This window comes from Methylobacterium sp. E-066 (assembly GCF_022829635.1).
Lineage (GTDB): Bacteria > Pseudomonadota > Alphaproteobacteria > Rhizobiales > Beijerinckiaceae > Methylobacterium.
Window position 1 is genome coordinate 105,264 of the sequence record NZ_JAKSYO010000037.1, and the last position, 14,874, is coordinate 120,137.

The following is a 14,874-nucleotide window of genomic DNA, read 5'->3' on the forward strand; positions in this document are numbered from 1 at the left end:
TGGAGATGGCACCAGGACCGACGTCCGGATCGTCCGCCACCTGCGCGATCGGCGTGATGGCCAAGGCGCCGCGCAGCGGCCGCTCCAAGACGCGGCTGTGCCCGCCGCTGACGCCCGACCAGGCCGCACTCCTGAGCGGTGCCTTCCTGCGCGACACGACCGCCAACATCCTGGAGGCGGCCCGCTCCGCGCCGATCGCCGCCTACGCGGCCTACGCGCCGCGCGGCGCCGAGGCGCTGGTCAGCCCCCATCTGGTCATCGGAACACAGCTCGTCCCGGCGGACGGCGACATCCCGGCCCCGGCGGCAGTCGAGGGTTTCGGCCGCTGCCTGCTGCAGGCCGTCGGAGGCATGCTCGCGGAGGGCCATGCAGCGGCTTGCGTCCTCAGCGCCGACATCCCGACGCTGCCGACGCGCCTCCTCGTCCAGGCCGCCCGGATCCTGCTGGCGCCGGGGGACAGGGCCGTGCTCGGCGCCTGCAGAGACGGCGGCTACTACATCCTCGGCCTCAAGCAGGCCCATGCCCACCTCTTCGCCGACATCGCCTGGAGCACCGATACCGTCGCGGCCGCGACCCGCGCCCGGGCGCGCGAGATCGGCCTCGCCCTCGTCGAGCTGGACCCCTGGTACGACGTCGACGACGCGGCCTCGCTCGCGCAGCTCTGCGCCGATACGTCCGGCTACGCGGCCCCGGCGACGCGCGCGGTGCTGGCACGGCTCACGGAGACCTCGGAAGCCGTCCCGGCATGACCCGGCTTCTCGGCAGCCCCGCGCACCGGCTCGCGGCCCTCGGTCTCGGGCTGCTCGTCGTGAATGTCGGCGCGCTCGCGATCCACGTGCCGGGCGCCGACACGGTCGGCTCCGTGGCCCGCGCCAACGTCTTCGTCGGCGTGGTCGCGGTTGGTCTCGGAATCTACCTCCTCGCCGTGCGCTTGGTGCTGCGGGAGCGGCTGCCGCCCACGGCCCTGTGGACGATCCTCGGCTTCGCCGTGGCGATGCGGGCCGCGCTGCTGCCGGCGCCGCCGTTCCTGTCGAGCGACATCTACCGCTACGTCTGGGACGGGCAGGTCCAGGCTGCCGGGATTAACCCCTACCGCTACATCCCGGCCGATCCGGCTCTCGACCGGCTGCGCGATGCGGCGGTCTACCCGCTGATCAACCGCAAGGACTACGCGCGCACGATCTACCCGCCCGCGGCGCAGATGGTCTTCGCCGCCGTGGGCCAAGTCTCGCACGGCGTCACCGGGATGAAGCTGGCGATGCTGGGCTTCGAGGCCCTGGGCGTGCTCGCCATGCTCGCGATCCTGCGCGGCGCCGGCCTGCCGTCGGCCCGCATCCTGATCTACGCCTGGAACCCGCTGGCCTTGTGGTCCTTCGCCTGCGACGGACATGTCGATGCGGTGGCGATCGGCCTCCTCGGCCTCGCGCTGCTGGCTCGCACCCGCCTTCGGTACGGGCTCGCGGGCGCGCTGCTCGGCGCGGCGACGCTGGTGAAGCTGCTGCCCGTCGCGGTGGCGCCGGCCTTCGTGCGCGGTGGCCGGCTGTGGCGGCCCATGCTCATCGGGGCGGCGGTGATCGCCGTCCTCTACCTGCCCTATCTCGGCGCCGGCCGGGACGTGCTCGGCTTCGCCGGGGGCTACGGGGCCGAGGAAGGGTACGAGACCGGCGCGGGCTACTGGCTGCTCGCCGGGCTCGGCCATCTGGGATTCGGTCTTCCGGGCTTGCTGCGGACCTATCTGGTCTGCGCCGGCCTGACGCTCGCCGCGCTCGCGGTCCGGATCGCCTTCGGCCGGGACCGGGCACCCGCGCCCGACGCGGTCGCGCTGTGCGGCGATGCCGGGCTCCTCGCCGCCCTCACCACCTGCGCGGCGAGCCCGCACTACGCTTGGTACTATCCCTGGCTGGCGCTGCCAGCGGTGGTCGCCCCGGCCCCAGCCCTGATCTGGCTCGGCGCGGCGCCGATCCTGTGCCTGATCGATCCGTTCAACGACCGCTTCCTCTGGCCGTCGCTGGTCTTCGTCCCGGCCCTCGTCCTGGCCGTCCGCGCCCTGTGGCAAACCCGCACCGCGCCTCAGGCCTCCCTCCCGCAAGGAACTGCACGATGACGGCCTCACCCGCCCTGAAGGATCCACGCCGCTACTTCGAGGCGATCGGCGCAGACCGCGCCTCCGAGGCCGTAGCGCCGCCGGTCTGCCTCTATTTGGAGGTCACGAACCGCTGCAACCTGCTGTGCGAGACCTGCCCGCGCACCTTCGAGACCCTGGAACCCCCGGCCGACATGAGCTGGGATCTGTTCACGCGGATCGTCGACCAGGTGCCGAACGTCGCTCGGGTCGTGCTCCACGGGGTCGGCGAGCCGATGCTGGTGAAGGACCTGCCGCGGATGGTCCGCTACCTGAAGGACCGCGGCACCTACGTCCTGTTCAACACCAACGGCACCCTGATGCAGCCGAAGCGCTTCCGGGAGCTGATCGATACCGGGCTCGACGAGCTGCGCGTCTCCCTCGACGCTGCCGACCGGGCCTCGTACCGCAGGGTGCGCGGCAAGGATTTCTTCGACCGGATCGTGCGCGACGTCGGCAGGTTCGTCGCGTTCCAGAAGGCGTCCGGCGCCACGACGCCCCGGGTCTCGCTCTGGCTGACGGGCCTCAAGGAGACCGTGGACCAGCTCCCGGCCTTCGTCCGACTCGCGGCCGAGATGGGCGTGACCGAGGTGCACCTGCAGCGCCTCGTCTTCGACGAGGCCGGGTACGGCATGGCACGCGCCGACCTGTCGCTGTTCGAGAGCGCGCAGACCGAGGAAGCTGCGGCGATCGCGGAGGCCGAGGCTCTGGGCCGCGCGCTGGGTGTGACGCTCGACGCCTCGGGCGCGACCGAGCCCGGGATCAGCCTGAAGCAGCAGGAGGACCGTGCCTGGGCCACCTGCCGGCGACCCTGGTCCCTGATGTACGTCACCGCCCACGGACGGGCGCTGCCCTGCTGCATCGCGCCGTTCTCGATGCGCGGCTACGCCAACTACACGCTGGGCGACGCGACGCAGTCCACGCTCCGGGAGATCTGGAACGGCGCGGCCTATCGCGATTTCCGCTCCGAACTCCTCTCCGACGCGCCGCCGGCGCCGTGCCGCAACTGCGGCCTGCGCTGGAGTCTCTGAGCGATGCATCCGGTCAGCATCGTCATCCCGACCCTGAACGAGGCCGAGGCGATCGGCGTGGTGATCTCCGAGATCCCGCCGGCTTACGCGGGCGACATCATCGTCGCCGACAGCGGCTCGACCGACGGGACGCAGGCTATTGCCCGGGCCGCGGGCGCCCGGGTGATCGAGGCCGGGCGCGGCTACGGCCGGGCCTGCGCCCTTGGGGCGGCCGCCGCCGACCCGGCCTCGCGGGTGATCGTCTACCTCGACGGGGACGGTGCCGATCGCGGCGATCTGATCGACCGGATCGCCGGGCCGGTGCTCGCCGGCAGCCACGACCTCGTCCTCGCCTCGCGCACCCTGGGCAGCCGCGAGCCCGGATCAATGCTCTGGCACCAGGTGCTCGCCGGCCGCCTCGCCGGCCTCGGCATCGGCCTGCGTTACGGCGTCCGGTACACCGACATGTGCGCCTTCCGCGCCATCGACCGCGCCGCGCTGCGCGGTCTCGACCTGCGCGAGCTGACCTACGGCTGGAACATCGAGATGCAGATGCAGGCCGCGCGTGCGGGCTTGCGCATCCGCGAGGTGCCGATGCCCTACCAGCGCCGGCTGGGTGGATCCTCGAAGGTCGCGGGCTCGCTCGGTGGCACGCTGCGGGCCGCCACGCGGATCGGCGCGACCTACCTGCGCGTCGCCGCAGGGCCAGTGCGGGGAGCGTGAGTTGGCGATGGCGCTCGAAGATGACGCCGGACCGGGCCTGTGGGCCGGCACCCAGACGGAGGAGGTCGGCCTCGACACAGGGCAGGATAACGGGATCGCTACGTCGCGTACGTTCGCTTTGGCGGCGTATCTGGACCGCTGGTCGGGCTGTGCGCACCACGCCCTCGCCGCATCAGATTCGGAACCGCTGACGCTCACCGCGTTGCTGCACCTTGCCGGCCCGGAGGATCGTCTGCGCTGGCGGGAAGCCGATCTCGGCTACGCCGAACCGCGCGGCGCCTCCTGGCTGCGCGCCACCGTAGCCGCCCGCTACCACCGGCTCGAGGCGGACGACGTGCTCGTCAGTGCAGGCGCGCAGGAAGCGGTGACCTGCGTCCTGAGCGCGCTCCTCGGTCCGGCAGACCACGCGGTGGTGGTCGTGCCTATCTACCAGCCCTCGGAACTCGTCGTGACGCGGCTGTGCGCGGCCGATGGCATCGCTCTTCACCCGGACCGGAACTGGAAGCTCGACCTCAACCGACTCGCGGCGGCCATTCGACCGAACACCCGGCTGGTGCTGATGAATTTCCCCAACAGCCCGACCGCTGCGGTGCTGGATCTGACGACCTTGGACGGTCTGATCGAGCTCTGCCGCCGGCACGGGCTCTGGCTCGTCAACGACGAGGTCTACCGCCAGACGGATCTCGATCAAGAGCGCGCCGTCCCGCCCGTCGTCGACCTGTACGAGCGCGGGATCTCCATCAACGGGCTGTCGAAGGGATTCGGGCTTCCGGGCCTGCGCGTCGGCTGGGCCGCCTGTCGCGACCGTGGCGCGCTCGACCGCATCCTCGCGGCCAAGAATCTGCTGTCGAGCTGCCTCGCCGTGCCGAGCCAGATCCTGGCGCATGTAGCGTTGCGGGCCGAACCGCGCCTGACCGGCCGCGCCCGCGGGATTGGGCACAGCAACCATCGCCGCCTGCGGACGCTGCTCGACCGCTACCCGGACCTGTTCGATCCGGACGAGCCGACCAACCTGGCCTTCGCCTGTCCCCGATTCCGCGGGCGGGAGGGGGCGACCACCTTCGCCCGTACCCTCGCGTCCGAGGACGGCGTCCTCGTGCTGCCCTCCACCTTGTGGCACTCGGCATTGGCGTCGATCCCCACGGATCGCCTGCGCCTCGGCCTCGGCCGCGTCGGCAGCAGCGCGGCGCTCGGGATCCTCGCGGATCACCTGCTGAGGCGCGCCGGCCGATGAGCACCGAACGCCTCGACATCTGCGACCTGGTGCCTGTCCCGCCCGTCATCACCCCGGGGCGCCCGGAGATCCCGTTCCTGACCAGCCTCAATGAGGACGCGGCCGACACGATCCGGGCGCGGATGACTTCGGTCGCCGTCGCCGGGGGGCGGACGCTGTTCGAGGAGGGGGATGAGGCTGACGCGCTCTACACGCTGGTCAGCGGTGCAGTCGGCCTCTCGACCCGCGACCCGCGCGACGGCAGCGTTCGCCGCCTCACCCGCCTGTCACCGCCGGATACCGTGGGCGAACTTGCCCTGCTCACCGGAGAGCCCCGCTCGATCACGGCGACGGCCCTGCGCGACACCCACCTCCTGCGCCTCTCCCGCGCGGCGTTCGCGGATCTGATCGCCACCCACCCCGGGACGCTGCTCTACTTCGCCCGGATCCTGGCCGCGCGGCTGCGCACCGCCCATACGGGCGTGACCCTGAACCACGCGCCGCGAAGCTTCGCTGTCCTGGCGGCGACCGAGGGCTGTCAGGCGACGGCTTTCGGCGAGCGGCTTGCGCAGGCCCTCGATGCCGCGTTGCCGGGGCGGACCGGCTGCCTCTCCGAATGGCCGCCCGAGGCCGACGAGGCCTGGTTCCACCGCTACGAGCAGGCCCACGACCGCACGGTCTTCGTCGCCCACCAGATCGATTGCCCGTGGTGCCAGCTCTGCCTGCGCCACGCCGACCACGTCCTGCTGCTGGCCGAGCCCGGCGCGCCGCCAAGGCCCGGCGCCGCGGCCTACTTAGCCTCGATCCGCTCCCCCTGGATCCGCATGGACCTCGCGGTGGCGCAGCCCGCCGGGGCGCGCCTTCCGCGCCCTCTGCATCCGGATGTCGCCGCGCTCCCGTTCTCCCTGCGGCTCCAGGCGCGCGAGAACCATGATGGCGACTTCGCCCGGCTGGCCCGGATCGCGTCCGGTCATGCCCGCGCCCTCGTCCTCGGCGGCGGCGGGGCCCGCGGCCTCGCCCATCTCGGCGTCCTGCGGGCGCTCTTCGAGGCGGGGCTCGACATCGATCTCGTAGGCGGCACCAGCATGGGCTCGATCCTGGCCGCCAGCGTCGCCCTGGACTGGAGCCTCGACGCCATCGAGACCCACACGGTCGCGTCCTTCGGGCGCAACCCCCTCGACGACTACACCCTGCCGTTCCACGCCCTGACGCGCGGGGCCAAGGTCGATGCCGGGCTGGCCGCGCGGTTCGGGGATGCCCGCGTCGAGGATCTCTGGCGCCCGTTCTTCTGCGTATCCTCGAACCTCAGCACCGGCACGGCCATGGTCCACTGGGCCGGCCCTCTCGACCGGGCGATCCGCGCCAGCATCGCCATTCCCGGCTTGCTGCCCCCGGTGGCGAGCGCGGACGGCATTCTCGTGGATGGCGGCATGATGAACAACCTGCCCGCCGACGTGATGGCCGATCTCGACCGCGGGCCGGTCCTCGCGGTGGATGTCGGCAGCGACACCGCCTTCCAGGTCATGCCGCGGCAGGGCCGGGGCGCGCGGGCGTTCCGCCGCTTCCTCGGCATCTCGGACCAGCTCCCCGGCATCGCCCACTTGCTCCTGCGCTCCGCCATGGTGTCGAGCGACGCCCAGACCATGGCAGCCGTCACCCGCGCCGCCGTCCTGCTCAAGCCCGCCTTGGCCGGGGTCGACCTGCGGGCATGGTCGAGCTTCGAGACGACGGCCGAACTCGGCTATCGCTGCGCCCGGGAAGCGCTGGACTCGGGCCGTCTGCGAGACTGGACATGAGCCGCTCCGGTCCTCGCGCTGGTGTCGCGCCCGATCGACCGGTCATCCGCACGGTTTTTTGGAGGCCCTGAATGCGTGTCGTCGTCGATCTCAATCGTTGCCAGGGCTACGCCCAGTGCTGCTACGCCGCTCCGGACCATTTCGAGCTGCGCGGTCACGAGATCCTGTTCTACGATCCGGCGCCGTCGGAGGCGAAGCGGTCGCAGATCGAGCGGGCGCAGCAGGCCTGCCCCGTCCGAGCCATCGAGATCGAGCCCGCCGGTCTCGCCGAGGGTGACGAGCCGTGACCGAGGTTCAGCGACTGGGCATCGTCGTGGTGGGCGCCTCTCTCGCCGGGCTGCGGGGCGCGGAGGCGCTGCGGGACCGCGGCTATGACGGGCCCCTGACCCTAGTCGGGGATGAGCCGCACCAGCCCTACGACAGGCCGCCCTTGTCCAAGCACGTCCTTGCGGGCGAGCTTCCCCCAGAGGCGACCGTGCTGCCGCAGCTCAGCCGTCTGCGCGCACGGTGGCGGCTCGGCCAGCCGGCGGTTGCCCTGAACCGGGAGCGCCGGGTGCTGCACCGCGCCGACGGGGCGACACTTCCCTATGCGAAACTCCTGATCACCACCGGCGCGAGGGCGAGGACATGGCCTGGCGAGGGGGCCGATCTGGCCGGGATCTTCACGATCCGGACCCTGGAGGATGCCCGCGCCCTGTGGAGCGCGCTGGCGTGTCGGCCGAACCGGGTGATCATCGTTGGCGGCGGCCTGATCGGCTGCGAGGCGGCCTCGTGCTGCCGCGACCTCGGCTTGGCGGTGACTTTGGTCGATCCCAACCCGACGCCGCTCGCCCGCCTGCTCGGAACCACGATCGGCGCCACCCTCGCCGAACGGATGCGCGGCGCCGGGGTCGATTTCCGCCCGAAGACGAAGGTCCGCGCGTTCTCGGGCGAGGCCGGGCAGGTCCGCCGCGCGCACCTTGCCGGGGGAGAGGTTCTCGAGACGGATCTCGTCATCGTCGCCCTCGGCGCCACACGCGACACCGGCTGGCTCGCTGCGGCGGGCCTCGCCGCCGATGCGGGTGGCCTGACCTGCGACGGAGCGTGCCGCGCGATCTCCATCGCGGGGGAGCCCGACCCCGACATCTACGCGGCCGGCGACGTCGCGCGCTGGCCGAACCCGCTCTACGGCGACCGCCCGATGACGGTGGAGCATTGGGGCAACGCGGTCGACCAGGCCCGGCACGCGGCGGCGAACATGCTCGCTTCGGCGTCGGACCAGATCCCCTACAGACATCTGCCGTCCTTCTGGTCGAGCCAGTTCGGTCTCAACATCAAGCTTGCCGGCTCGACCGAGGGGGCGGATGCGCTCGCCGTCGTCCAGGGGACGCGCGCCTCACAACGATTTCTCGCTGTTTACGGCCGGGCCGGGCGTACCGTCGCAGCCCTCTCCTTCGATCAAGCGCGCTGGCTGCCCGCGTATGCCGAGGCCGTGGCCGCCGGGGCATCGTTCCCGCCGATCCTCGGCGCCACCGACCAGCCGCGGATCGAGGCCCTGGAGCCCGGCTTGCCCGGCCCACGGCGATCGCCCGACCGAGGCGCCGCGGCGTTGGAGACGGCCCATGCCTGATGAAACCCTGTTCGCGCAGATCCTCGATCCGAAAAACCGGGCGGATCCCTATCCCCTCTACGCCAGGATGCGCGAGACACCTGTGTCACGGCAGGCGGATGGCAGCTACCTCGTCAGCACCCATGCCGCGTTGAGGAGCCTGATCTTCGATCCTCGGCTGAGTTCCGAGGATCTGCCGCCCTCGCGTCGGCCCGCTACGGGTAACCCCCTGAAGGACTGGATCCTCAACCCGATCCGGAACCGCGTGGTCAACACCCACCGCCCGCTGATCTTCCGCGATCCGCCCGACCACGACACCCTGCGCGGCTTCGTGATGAAGGAGTTCACGATCGCCCGGGTGCGGGACGCCCACGCCAAGGTCGCGACGCTCGTGGATGCCTTGATCGACAAGTGCCGGGGCCGCGACACGGTCTGCCTCGTGGACGACCTGTCTTATCCGCTGCCGGTGGCCGTCATCTGCGAGCTCCTCGGCGTGCCCGAGGCCGACGAGCGGCAATTCCATGCCTGGGCGACACGCCTCGCGACGGCCCTGGAGCCCGACGCACGCCACGACGAGGCGGGACGGCGCGAGATCGCCGCCACCTTCGACGTGATCTCGGACTACATGCGCCGGCTGATCCGCGAGAAGCGCCGCCATCCGGCCGACGACATGCTCAGCGGCCTCGCCGCCCGCGGCGGCCGGGGCAGGCCGGTCATGGGCGACATCGACCTGATCTCCACGGCGATCCTGCTCCTCGTCGCGGGCCATGAGACGACCGTGAACCTCATCACCAACGGGATGCTCACGCTGCTCCGACATCCGGACGAGCTCGAGAAGCTGAAGGCCGACCCCGAGCGGGCGCCCCGCGTGATCGAGGAGATCCTGCGCTACGAGCCCCCCGTCCATTTCCGGACCCGCAAGGCGCTCGGCGCCATCGCGGTGGCGGGCGCGACGATCCCGGCCGGATCCTCGGTGGTCCTGATGCTCGCGGCCGGAAACCGCGATCCGGCGCGGTTCACGCAGCCGGACCGGTTCGATCCCGACCGGAACGACAACCAGCATTTCGGGTTCGGCGGCGGCCTCCACTACTGCGTGGGCGCGCCACTGGCGCGCATCGAAGCCGAGATCGCCCTGGTCACCCTGTGCCGGCGCCTCGTCGCGCCGCGGCTCCTCGACGATCCACCGCCCTACCGGGCCGGCGCTTCCCTGCGCGGTCCGAAGAACCTCGGCATCACCATCGCGGGGATCGCTTGATCGACCGGGCCCGAAAGGGGTCTGGGAAGCTGCTCGGCGCCACGCGCCATCGTCTATCGGAGACGTGCGTCAGCTCACCCTGCTGTACAAGCCTGTCCAGTCATGCGCATCGCACCAGGGACTGAAATCTCTCATTGTGCGACTGACCTTCAGAACGGTGACACGTCGGGATATTTGACCGGGTTGGCATGATCTCGTCCGCTTCTGCGGCAAGCTTTTTCCGAAGCGGTCGTTCTGCTCTCGGCCACTTTCGGTCATTCGGGGTAGATCAGACCTCCTGCAAGCGGACCTTCCAAAAGTCCGCAACGGGTCAATTTACGTCGTCGACCTTCACCCCAGCCTATGTCCGCTTTCGGACAGACCTTGTAGCTGATTGTATGACCGTGTTGGGTCGATTACTGTGCGTCTGCTTTCGAACAAGGGTTCTGCACAAATCATCCGATGGCGTCACTCTTTGATCGGTAGTCTCTCGGTTGGCGATACCAGCCCGGCCCCGAGGGCGATCCAGACGAGGTGGGCATCGGTGCGTGCGCCGAGCTTGGCGCGGATCGCCGAGAGGTTGTTGTGCACCGTCTTCAGGCTCAGGCACAGCGCCTCGGCCACCGCCTGCGCCGTCGTGCCCGCCGCCGTCAGGTTCAGGATCTCGAGCTCCCGCGGGCTGAGGTCGTCGAGGGCCGTGCGCCCGCCCGCCACCTCGTCCTGCGCGATGGCCCGCGCGATGTCGGCGCTCATCGCGCGCTCGCCCCGCAGCACGGCGGCCACCGCCGCCAAAAGTTCACGCGGCGGACTGGCTTTGCTGACATACCCGCACGCACCGGCGGCGAAGGCTTGGCGCGCGACCACCGACCCCGTGCGCATGCTGAACACCAGGATGCGCGCCGCGCCATCCCACTGGCGGATGTGCCGGATGGCCTCGATGCCGCTCGGACCGGGCAGCGACAGATCGAGGATCACGAGGTCCGGTGTCAGCGCCTTGTATCGGCGGTAGGCCTCGGCCGCGCTCGCCGCTTCCCCGATCACGACGAGCCCCGGCTGCCGCTCGAGCAGGCGGCGGTAGCCCTCCCGCACGACCGGGTGGTCGTCGACGAGGAGGATCGTCGAGGCCATGAGCGACCTCAACCCGCGGTCGGAACGGTCGCGCGGGCGCGGATGCCGCCTCCGGTCCCGGTGAGCGACAGGCTGCCGCCCAGCGCGGCGAGCCGCGCGCGGATACCGACGAGGCCGCGGCCGGCGGCGGCCGCCGTGCGGGCTACGTCGCCGCCGCCGTCGTCGTCCAGGGTGAGCGTCACCGCCCGCGCACCGGCCTCCGCCCGGTCCAGCCGCAGGAAGATTCGACTCGGTCGGCCGTGGCGCAGGGCGTTGGTCAGAAGTTCCTGCGCGACCCGGTAGAGGCTCGCCGACGCGTCCGTCGGCAAGTCGGTGAGGTCGCCCGTGACGTCGAGATGGAGAGCGGGGCCGGCCCTGAGTTGCGCCCGCCAGTCCGCGACCAGGCCACGGAGGGCTGACGCCAATCCAACCTCGGCGAGGTCCGGCAGTTCGAGGCGGGCCAGCGCCCCGCGCAGGCTCTCGCGCATGGTGGCGAGGACAGCCTCGATGCCACGGGCGTCCTCGCGCAGATCATCGCGGTCTGGAGGCGCGGCCAGCTCGATTGCGGCGGCGCGTGCGCCGGCGGCGGCGAGGCACTGGCCGAAGGCATCGTGCAGGTCGCGGGCGATCGCCTGCCGCTCCTCTTCCTGGACCGTGACCAGGCGTTGCATCAGGTCAGCGCGCTCGGCCTCGGCGCGGACCAACCGGTCGGCCAGGCCGTTGCAGGCGATGGCGATCCGGTCGAACTCGGCGGCCGCAAAGCGCGGCAGCGGGATGTGGGCGTGGGCCGCGTCCAAGTCGTCCAGCCCCTGGACGATCCGCCCGGCGGGCGCGACGAGACGAGCGACGGCGAACCAGTTGAGCAGCGCCGTCGCCACAGCCAACCCAACAGCGAGACCGCCCGCGAAGCGCACGCGATGCCAGATCCGGGCTGCGCCGGCCATCGGGTCGGGCCAGGCCGTCACGCTGCCGATGGTGCGCCCGCGATAGACGATCGCCCGGATCGTCGGCGCGGCTTCAGCGTCCCACGCGAGCGCGGTGCGAAGCCAGACGGGGGCGGCCGCGAGGCCGTCCCAGTCGCCACAGAAGCGGCGGAGCATCTCCGCGCCGAGATGGATGTCGGCGCAGATCCCGGGCAGGAGCGTAAGGATAGCCGGCGCGGATTGCGGCGCGGCGGCAGGCATCGAGGTCGGGCCGGCACTACCGAGGCCGGGCTGGCGCGCGAGCTGCGCGCTGAGCCGATCCGCCGAGGTCGCGGCCTCGTGGCCCAGGCCGATGCGCGCCTCCCAGATGCTCCAGACGACCGCTCCGGCCAGGCACAGGAGCGCGACCGCGAAGAGGCGTAGGCCGAGATGGGTAGGCAGGCTCATGGGTAACGGCCGCGCTCGAACTGTGCCCTGATTTGGCACGTGGAACGCCAAGGTGCGCAAGCCCTGGTCGGCCAGGTCGGGAAGAATGCCCGGGGGTTGGCGGGAGGACTTCCCTGGCCCGATCCCACCATGGTCGGGAGGATGGCGGCGTCTGTTCCGTGCGGAGCCCGCCATGTCCATTCAGCTCTCCCGCCGCCGCCTGCTGGCCGCCTCCGCCCTGCTCCCGCTCGGCCTGCACGGGCCGACCACGGCCGCGCCTGTCGCCGGCCCCTACCGGGTCGGCGCGTTCACGGTGACGCCACTGCGGGACGGGTTGTTTCCGCTGGAACCGAGCATGATCCCGGCGGCCGACAGCGCGGCCGGGCATACCCTGCTGAAGGGGGCCGGCCTTCCGGCTAACGGCCCGTCACCGGAGCCGGTCAACGCCTTCCTGATCCGGCGCGGGGAAAGGCACTGGCTTCTCGATGCGGGCTGCGGCACCGTCCTCGGGCCTGGGTTCAACCGGGTGACCGCGGCGCTGGCGGCGGAAGGCGTACGGCCGGATCAGGTCGAGATCATCTGGCTGAGCCATCTCCATGCCGACCATGCCGGCGGTCTCCTGACGCCGAGCCGCCGCGCACGCTTCGCCAACTCCAAACTCGTGCTCCAGGACCGGGAGGTGGCATACTGGTCGGATGCGGGCGCACGGGCCTCCGCGCCCGCCGCCCTGAGTTCGATGTTCGATACGGCGCAGGCGGTTCTCGCAGCCTATCCCGATCGGATCCGGCGTATCTCCGGCGAGGCTGAGCTCGCACCCGGCGTCCACGCGCTGCCCCTACCGGGTCATACGCCGGGGCATATGGGCGTGCTGATCGCGGACGGACCGGAGCAACTGTTGATCTGGGGCGACATCGTCCACTCGCGGCTGCTGCAGATGCCGCATCCGGGCTGGACGGTGATCTGGGACACCGACCCGGCGCAGGCGATCGCGACACGGCGGCAGATACTCGACCGAGCGGCGACGGAGGGTTTGAGCGTGACCGGCATGCACCTCGCCGCCCGCGGTAGGATCGAGCGGGCGGCCGCCGGGTATGCGCTGCGTTAGAACCCCTCGGTCCTCGATTCGACGCGCTCGCTTACGCCGAACCGGCATCCGCTCCGGCGGCGAGCGCTTCGTGAACCACGAAGCGGGTCAGCTCCCATCGGGCGATGGCGACTCCAGTCGGTAGAACCTCGAGTGGGTGCGGGCGTAGCCACTCTCGGGATCGTAGCTCAGGAGCTCGCTGGTCCGGATCTGGCCGTCCCTGAGCAGCGGATGGCCGAGGACGATGCCGACGAGATGCGGGACGGGAAACGCGATTACCCGCCACTCCCACAGTCTCGGCGCATCGCGCAGCTCGCCCACACCTGGGTGCCGGCCGCGGGCGATGCGATCGAGGTCGTCGGCGATGGAACGGTACTTCCGCGCGGCCTCGGCGAGATGGGGAAAGGGGCCGGGCCCCTGGTTCAGGACAGACATGGACGTGCTCCGTCGCTCCGGCACGCGATGCGGCCGGTTCTGGTGTGATTCGGTGTTGGCTTGTGGTGGTGGATGACGGTCGGAGGCGTGGTCGGACGGGCCCGGGGGAACGAATGCCGTGGCCGCAACACGCCTCTGCTCTCAGACCCGCGGGTCTTTCAAAGCATCGCGACTGGATCGGGTGTGACGCTTCATGGCCTCGAACGCGATGCGTCGTCTCAGGATCTCGGCCAGCCCTTCGATGACAGCCTCACGGTCGCCGTCGAGGATCGCGCAGAGGCCTTCGATGGCCTCGGCCAGCGGCTGCAGGTCGCCAAGATCAGGTTCATCGGGTGGAAGCGCGAACATCACGCCAGGGCCAGCTCAAGCGCCGGTACCGGCGTTCCGGCCGGGCTCGCGGGCGCCGGATGATCCAGCATGATCCGGTCGATGTCCTGAGCCGAGAGGTAGCCGACCTCCGCAAGTTCCGAGGCGATCGCCCGCAGCGCCGTCGTTTGCGTCTCCAGGATAGCGCGGGCCCGCGCGTAAGCCCCCCGCAGCCGATCGACGGCGGTGTCGACGAGACCGCCTGCGAGGAAGAGATGCCGTTCGGCCGGGTCGACGTAGTAGGGTCCGAGCTTGCCGAGCCCGAACTGCAGGTCGATGCCGTGGGCGAGCGCACTCGCATGGGCGAGATCTGAGCCCGGGCCGAAGCCGCTGCCGATCGAGACGCCACCGAACTCGATCTCCTCGGCCGCGCGTCCAGCGAGCAGCGTCGCGAGGGTCGCCTCGAGCTTGGGAAGCGTCGCAGCACCGTCGACCGGGTAATCGAACTGGGCCTGACCACCGCCGTCGTGAAGCGACAGGTCGACGAGGGCTCCGCAGCCGAGCGACCGGCCGACGATCGCGTGACCCGTCTCGTGGATGGCGGAGCGTCGTCGCGCCTCGGACGACATCACGAGCCGACCCTGACGGATCTCCGCCAGGATGTCGTCGAGGCCGATCTGGCGCCCGGCACGGCGCGCCGCCCCCCTGGCCCGGCGCACGAATGCCTCGACATCGGCTCCGGTCTTGCCGTGCGCGGCGAGCGCGAGCGGCATCAACGAATCCCCGGCTAGCACCCCGGCGCCGAGATGATGCCGGAAGATCTTCACCAGGCTCGCGGTGTCCGGTCTCTCGATCGCGATCTCCCGATCGAGGCGTCCCGCCCGCTTCACGGCTGGATCGATGTTCT

At 71.1% G+C, this 14,874-nt stretch carries 14 protein-coding genes and 1 pseudogene; 10 read left to right on the plus strand and 5 right to left on the minus strand.

Translation table 11 applies throughout. From position 1 onward, the window contains the following. Window positions 1–5 precede the first annotated feature (5 nt). The 9 genes from MKL20_RS03345 to MKL20_RS03385 all read left to right on the plus strand — a co-directional run bounded on the left by MKL20_RS03345 (window position 6) and on the right by MKL20_RS03385 (window position 9,707). Window positions 6–749 carry a DUF2064 domain-containing protein gene (locus MKL20_RS03345; RefSeq protein ID WP_244035483.1) on the plus strand — a complete coding sequence of 248 codons (744 nt, stop codon included), beginning with the start codon at window positions 6–8 and terminating at the stop codon, window positions 747–749. Next, complete coding sequence (locus MKL20_RS03350) at window positions 746–2,104, plus strand: glycosyltransferase 87 family protein (RefSeq protein WP_244035484.1); 1,359 nt, start codon at window positions 746–748, stop codon at window positions 2,102–2,104. The genes MKL20_RS03345 and MKL20_RS03350 overlap by 4 nt, the downstream gene beginning before the upstream one ends. Then, the gene (locus MKL20_RS03355; RefSeq protein ID WP_244035485.1) at window positions 2,101–3,153 is read left to right on the plus strand and encodes a radical SAM protein; all 1,053 of its coding nucleotides are present in this window, start codon (window positions 2,101–2,103) and stop codon (window positions 3,151–3,153) included. Before MKL20_RS03350 ends, MKL20_RS03355 begins: the two co-directional genes overlap by 4 nt. 3 nt (window positions 3,154–3,156) lie before the next feature. Continuing rightward, window positions 3,157–3,855, plus strand: coding sequence for a glycosyltransferase family 2 protein (locus MKL20_RS03360; protein WP_244035486.1), 699 nt, complete (start codon window positions 3,157–3,159; stop codon window positions 3,853–3,855). Between the two features lie 7 nt (window positions 3,856–3,862). Next, window positions 3,863–5,089: a pyridoxal phosphate-dependent aminotransferase gene (locus tag MKL20_RS03365; protein ID WP_244035487.1), complete on the plus strand. Its 1,227-nt coding sequence runs from the start codon at window positions 3,863–3,865 to the stop codon at window positions 5,087–5,089. Beyond that, window positions 5,086–6,864, plus strand: coding sequence for a patatin-like phospholipase family protein (locus tag MKL20_RS03370; protein ID WP_244035488.1), 1,779 nt, complete (start codon window positions 5,086–5,088; stop codon window positions 6,862–6,864). Before MKL20_RS03365 ends, MKL20_RS03370 begins: the two co-directional genes overlap by 4 nt. 71 nt (window positions 6,865–6,935) lie before the next feature. Next, on the plus strand, window positions 6,936–7,151 hold the full coding sequence (locus tag MKL20_RS03375) for a ferredoxin (protein WP_244035489.1): 216 nt from the start codon (window positions 6,936–6,938) through the stop codon (window positions 7,149–7,151). Further along, window positions 7,148–8,473: an NAD(P)/FAD-dependent oxidoreductase gene (locus MKL20_RS03380; RefSeq protein ID WP_244035490.1), complete on the plus strand. Its 1,326-nt coding sequence runs from the start codon at window positions 7,148–7,150 to the stop codon at window positions 8,471–8,473. The genes MKL20_RS03375 and MKL20_RS03380 overlap by 4 nt, the downstream gene beginning before the upstream one ends. Continuing rightward, window positions 8,466–9,707: a cytochrome P450 gene (locus MKL20_RS03385; RefSeq protein WP_244035491.1), complete on the plus strand. Its 1,242-nt coding sequence runs from the start codon at window positions 8,466–8,468 to the stop codon at window positions 9,705–9,707. Before MKL20_RS03380 ends, MKL20_RS03385 begins: the two co-directional genes overlap by 8 nt. A 447-nt stretch (window positions 9,708–10,154) precedes the next feature. Here MKL20_RS03385 and MKL20_RS03390 read toward each other — a convergent pair whose 3' ends face one another. Both MKL20_RS03390 and MKL20_RS03395 read right to left on the minus strand, forming a co-directional pair. Beyond that, window positions 10,155–10,814 (minus strand): response regulator transcription factor, encoded by a 660-nt coding sequence (locus tag MKL20_RS03390; protein WP_244035492.1) that lies wholly within the window; start codon window positions 10,812–10,814, stop codon window positions 10,155–10,157. 8 nt (window positions 10,815–10,822) lie between these two features. Beyond that, window positions 10,823–12,163, minus strand: coding sequence for a sensor histidine kinase (locus tag MKL20_RS03395; RefSeq protein ID WP_244035493.1), 1,341 nt, complete (start codon window positions 12,161–12,163; stop codon window positions 10,823–10,825). Between the two features lie 172 nt (window positions 12,164–12,335). Here MKL20_RS03395 and MKL20_RS03400 point away from each other — a divergent pair, with 172 nt between their 5' ends. Then, a complete protein-coding gene (locus tag MKL20_RS03400; RefSeq protein WP_244035494.1) occupies window positions 12,336–13,247 on the plus strand; it encodes an MBL fold metallo-hydrolase in 912 nt (303 codons plus the stop codon). Between the two features lie 87 nt (window positions 13,248–13,334). On the opposite strand, the gene MKL20_RS03405 is transcribed toward MKL20_RS03400, so the two are convergent. From MKL20_RS03405 to MKL20_RS03415, 3 genes and pseudogenes are all read right to left on the minus strand, one after another. After that, the gene (locus tag MKL20_RS03405; protein WP_244035495.1) at window positions 13,335–13,661 is read right to left on the minus strand and encodes a DUF6634 family protein; all 327 of its coding nucleotides are present in this window, start codon (window positions 13,659–13,661) and stop codon (window positions 13,335–13,337) included. Window positions 13,662–13,802: 141 nt separating this feature from the next. Next, window positions 13,803–14,009 (minus strand): hypothetical protein, encoded by a 207-nt coding sequence (locus tag MKL20_RS03410; protein WP_244035502.1) that lies wholly within the window; start codon window positions 14,007–14,009, stop codon window positions 13,803–13,805. After that, window positions 14,009–14,874, minus strand: a pseudogene (locus tag MKL20_RS03415) (ATPase); the annotation flags it as partial. The pseudogene MKL20_RS03415 and the gene MKL20_RS03410, both read right to left, overlap by 1 nt.

Excerpts from the sequence above, each read along its gene's own strand:
- MKL20_RS03370 (WP_244035488.1), top strand. The coding sequence starts at position 5,086 with ATGAGCACCGAACGCCTCGACATCTGCGACCTGGTGCCTGTCCCGCCC.
- MKL20_RS03390 (WP_244035492.1), bottom strand. The coding sequence starts at position 10,814 with ATGGCCTCGACGATCCTCCTCGTCGACGACCACCCGGTCGTGCGGGAG.
- MKL20_RS03360 (WP_244035486.1), top strand. The coding sequence starts at position 3,157 with ATGCATCCGGTCAGCATCGTCATCCCGACCCTGAACGAGGCCGAGGCG.
- MKL20_RS03375 (WP_244035489.1), top strand. The coding sequence starts at position 6,936 with ATGCGTGTCGTCGTCGATCTCAATCGTTGCCAGGGCTACGCCCAGTGC.
- MKL20_RS03400 (WP_244035494.1), top strand. The coding sequence starts at position 12,336 with ATGTCCATTCAGCTCTCCCGCCGCCGCCTGCTGGCCGCCTCCGCCCTG.
- MKL20_RS03395 (WP_244035493.1), bottom strand. The coding sequence starts at position 12,163 with ATGAGCCTGCCTACCCATCTCGGCCTACGCCTCTTCGCGGTCGCGCTC.
- MKL20_RS03385 (WP_244035491.1), top strand. The coding sequence starts at position 8,466 with ATGCCTGATGAAACCCTGTTCGCGCAGATCCTCGATCCGAAAAACCGG.
- MKL20_RS03355 (WP_244035485.1), top strand. The coding sequence starts at position 2,101 with ATGACGGCCTCACCCGCCCTGAAGGATCCACGCCGCTACTTCGAGGCG.
- MKL20_RS03350 (WP_244035484.1), top strand. The coding sequence starts at position 746 with ATGACCCGGCTTCTCGGCAGCCCCGCGCACCGGCTCGCGGCCCTCGGT.
- MKL20_RS03345 (WP_244035483.1), top strand. The coding sequence starts at position 6 with ATGGCACCAGGACCGACGTCCGGATCGTCCGCCACCTGCGCGATCGGC.
- MKL20_RS03365 (WP_244035487.1), top strand. The coding sequence starts at position 3,863 with ATGGCGCTCGAAGATGACGCCGGACCGGGCCTGTGGGCCGGCACCCAG.
- MKL20_RS03405 (WP_244035495.1), bottom strand. The coding sequence starts at position 13,661 with ATGTCTGTCCTGAACCAGGGGCCCGGCCCCTTTCCCCATCTCGCCGAG.
- MKL20_RS03410 (WP_244035502.1), bottom strand. The coding sequence starts at position 14,009 with ATGTTCGCGCTTCCACCCGATGAACCTGATCTTGGCGACCTGCAGCCG.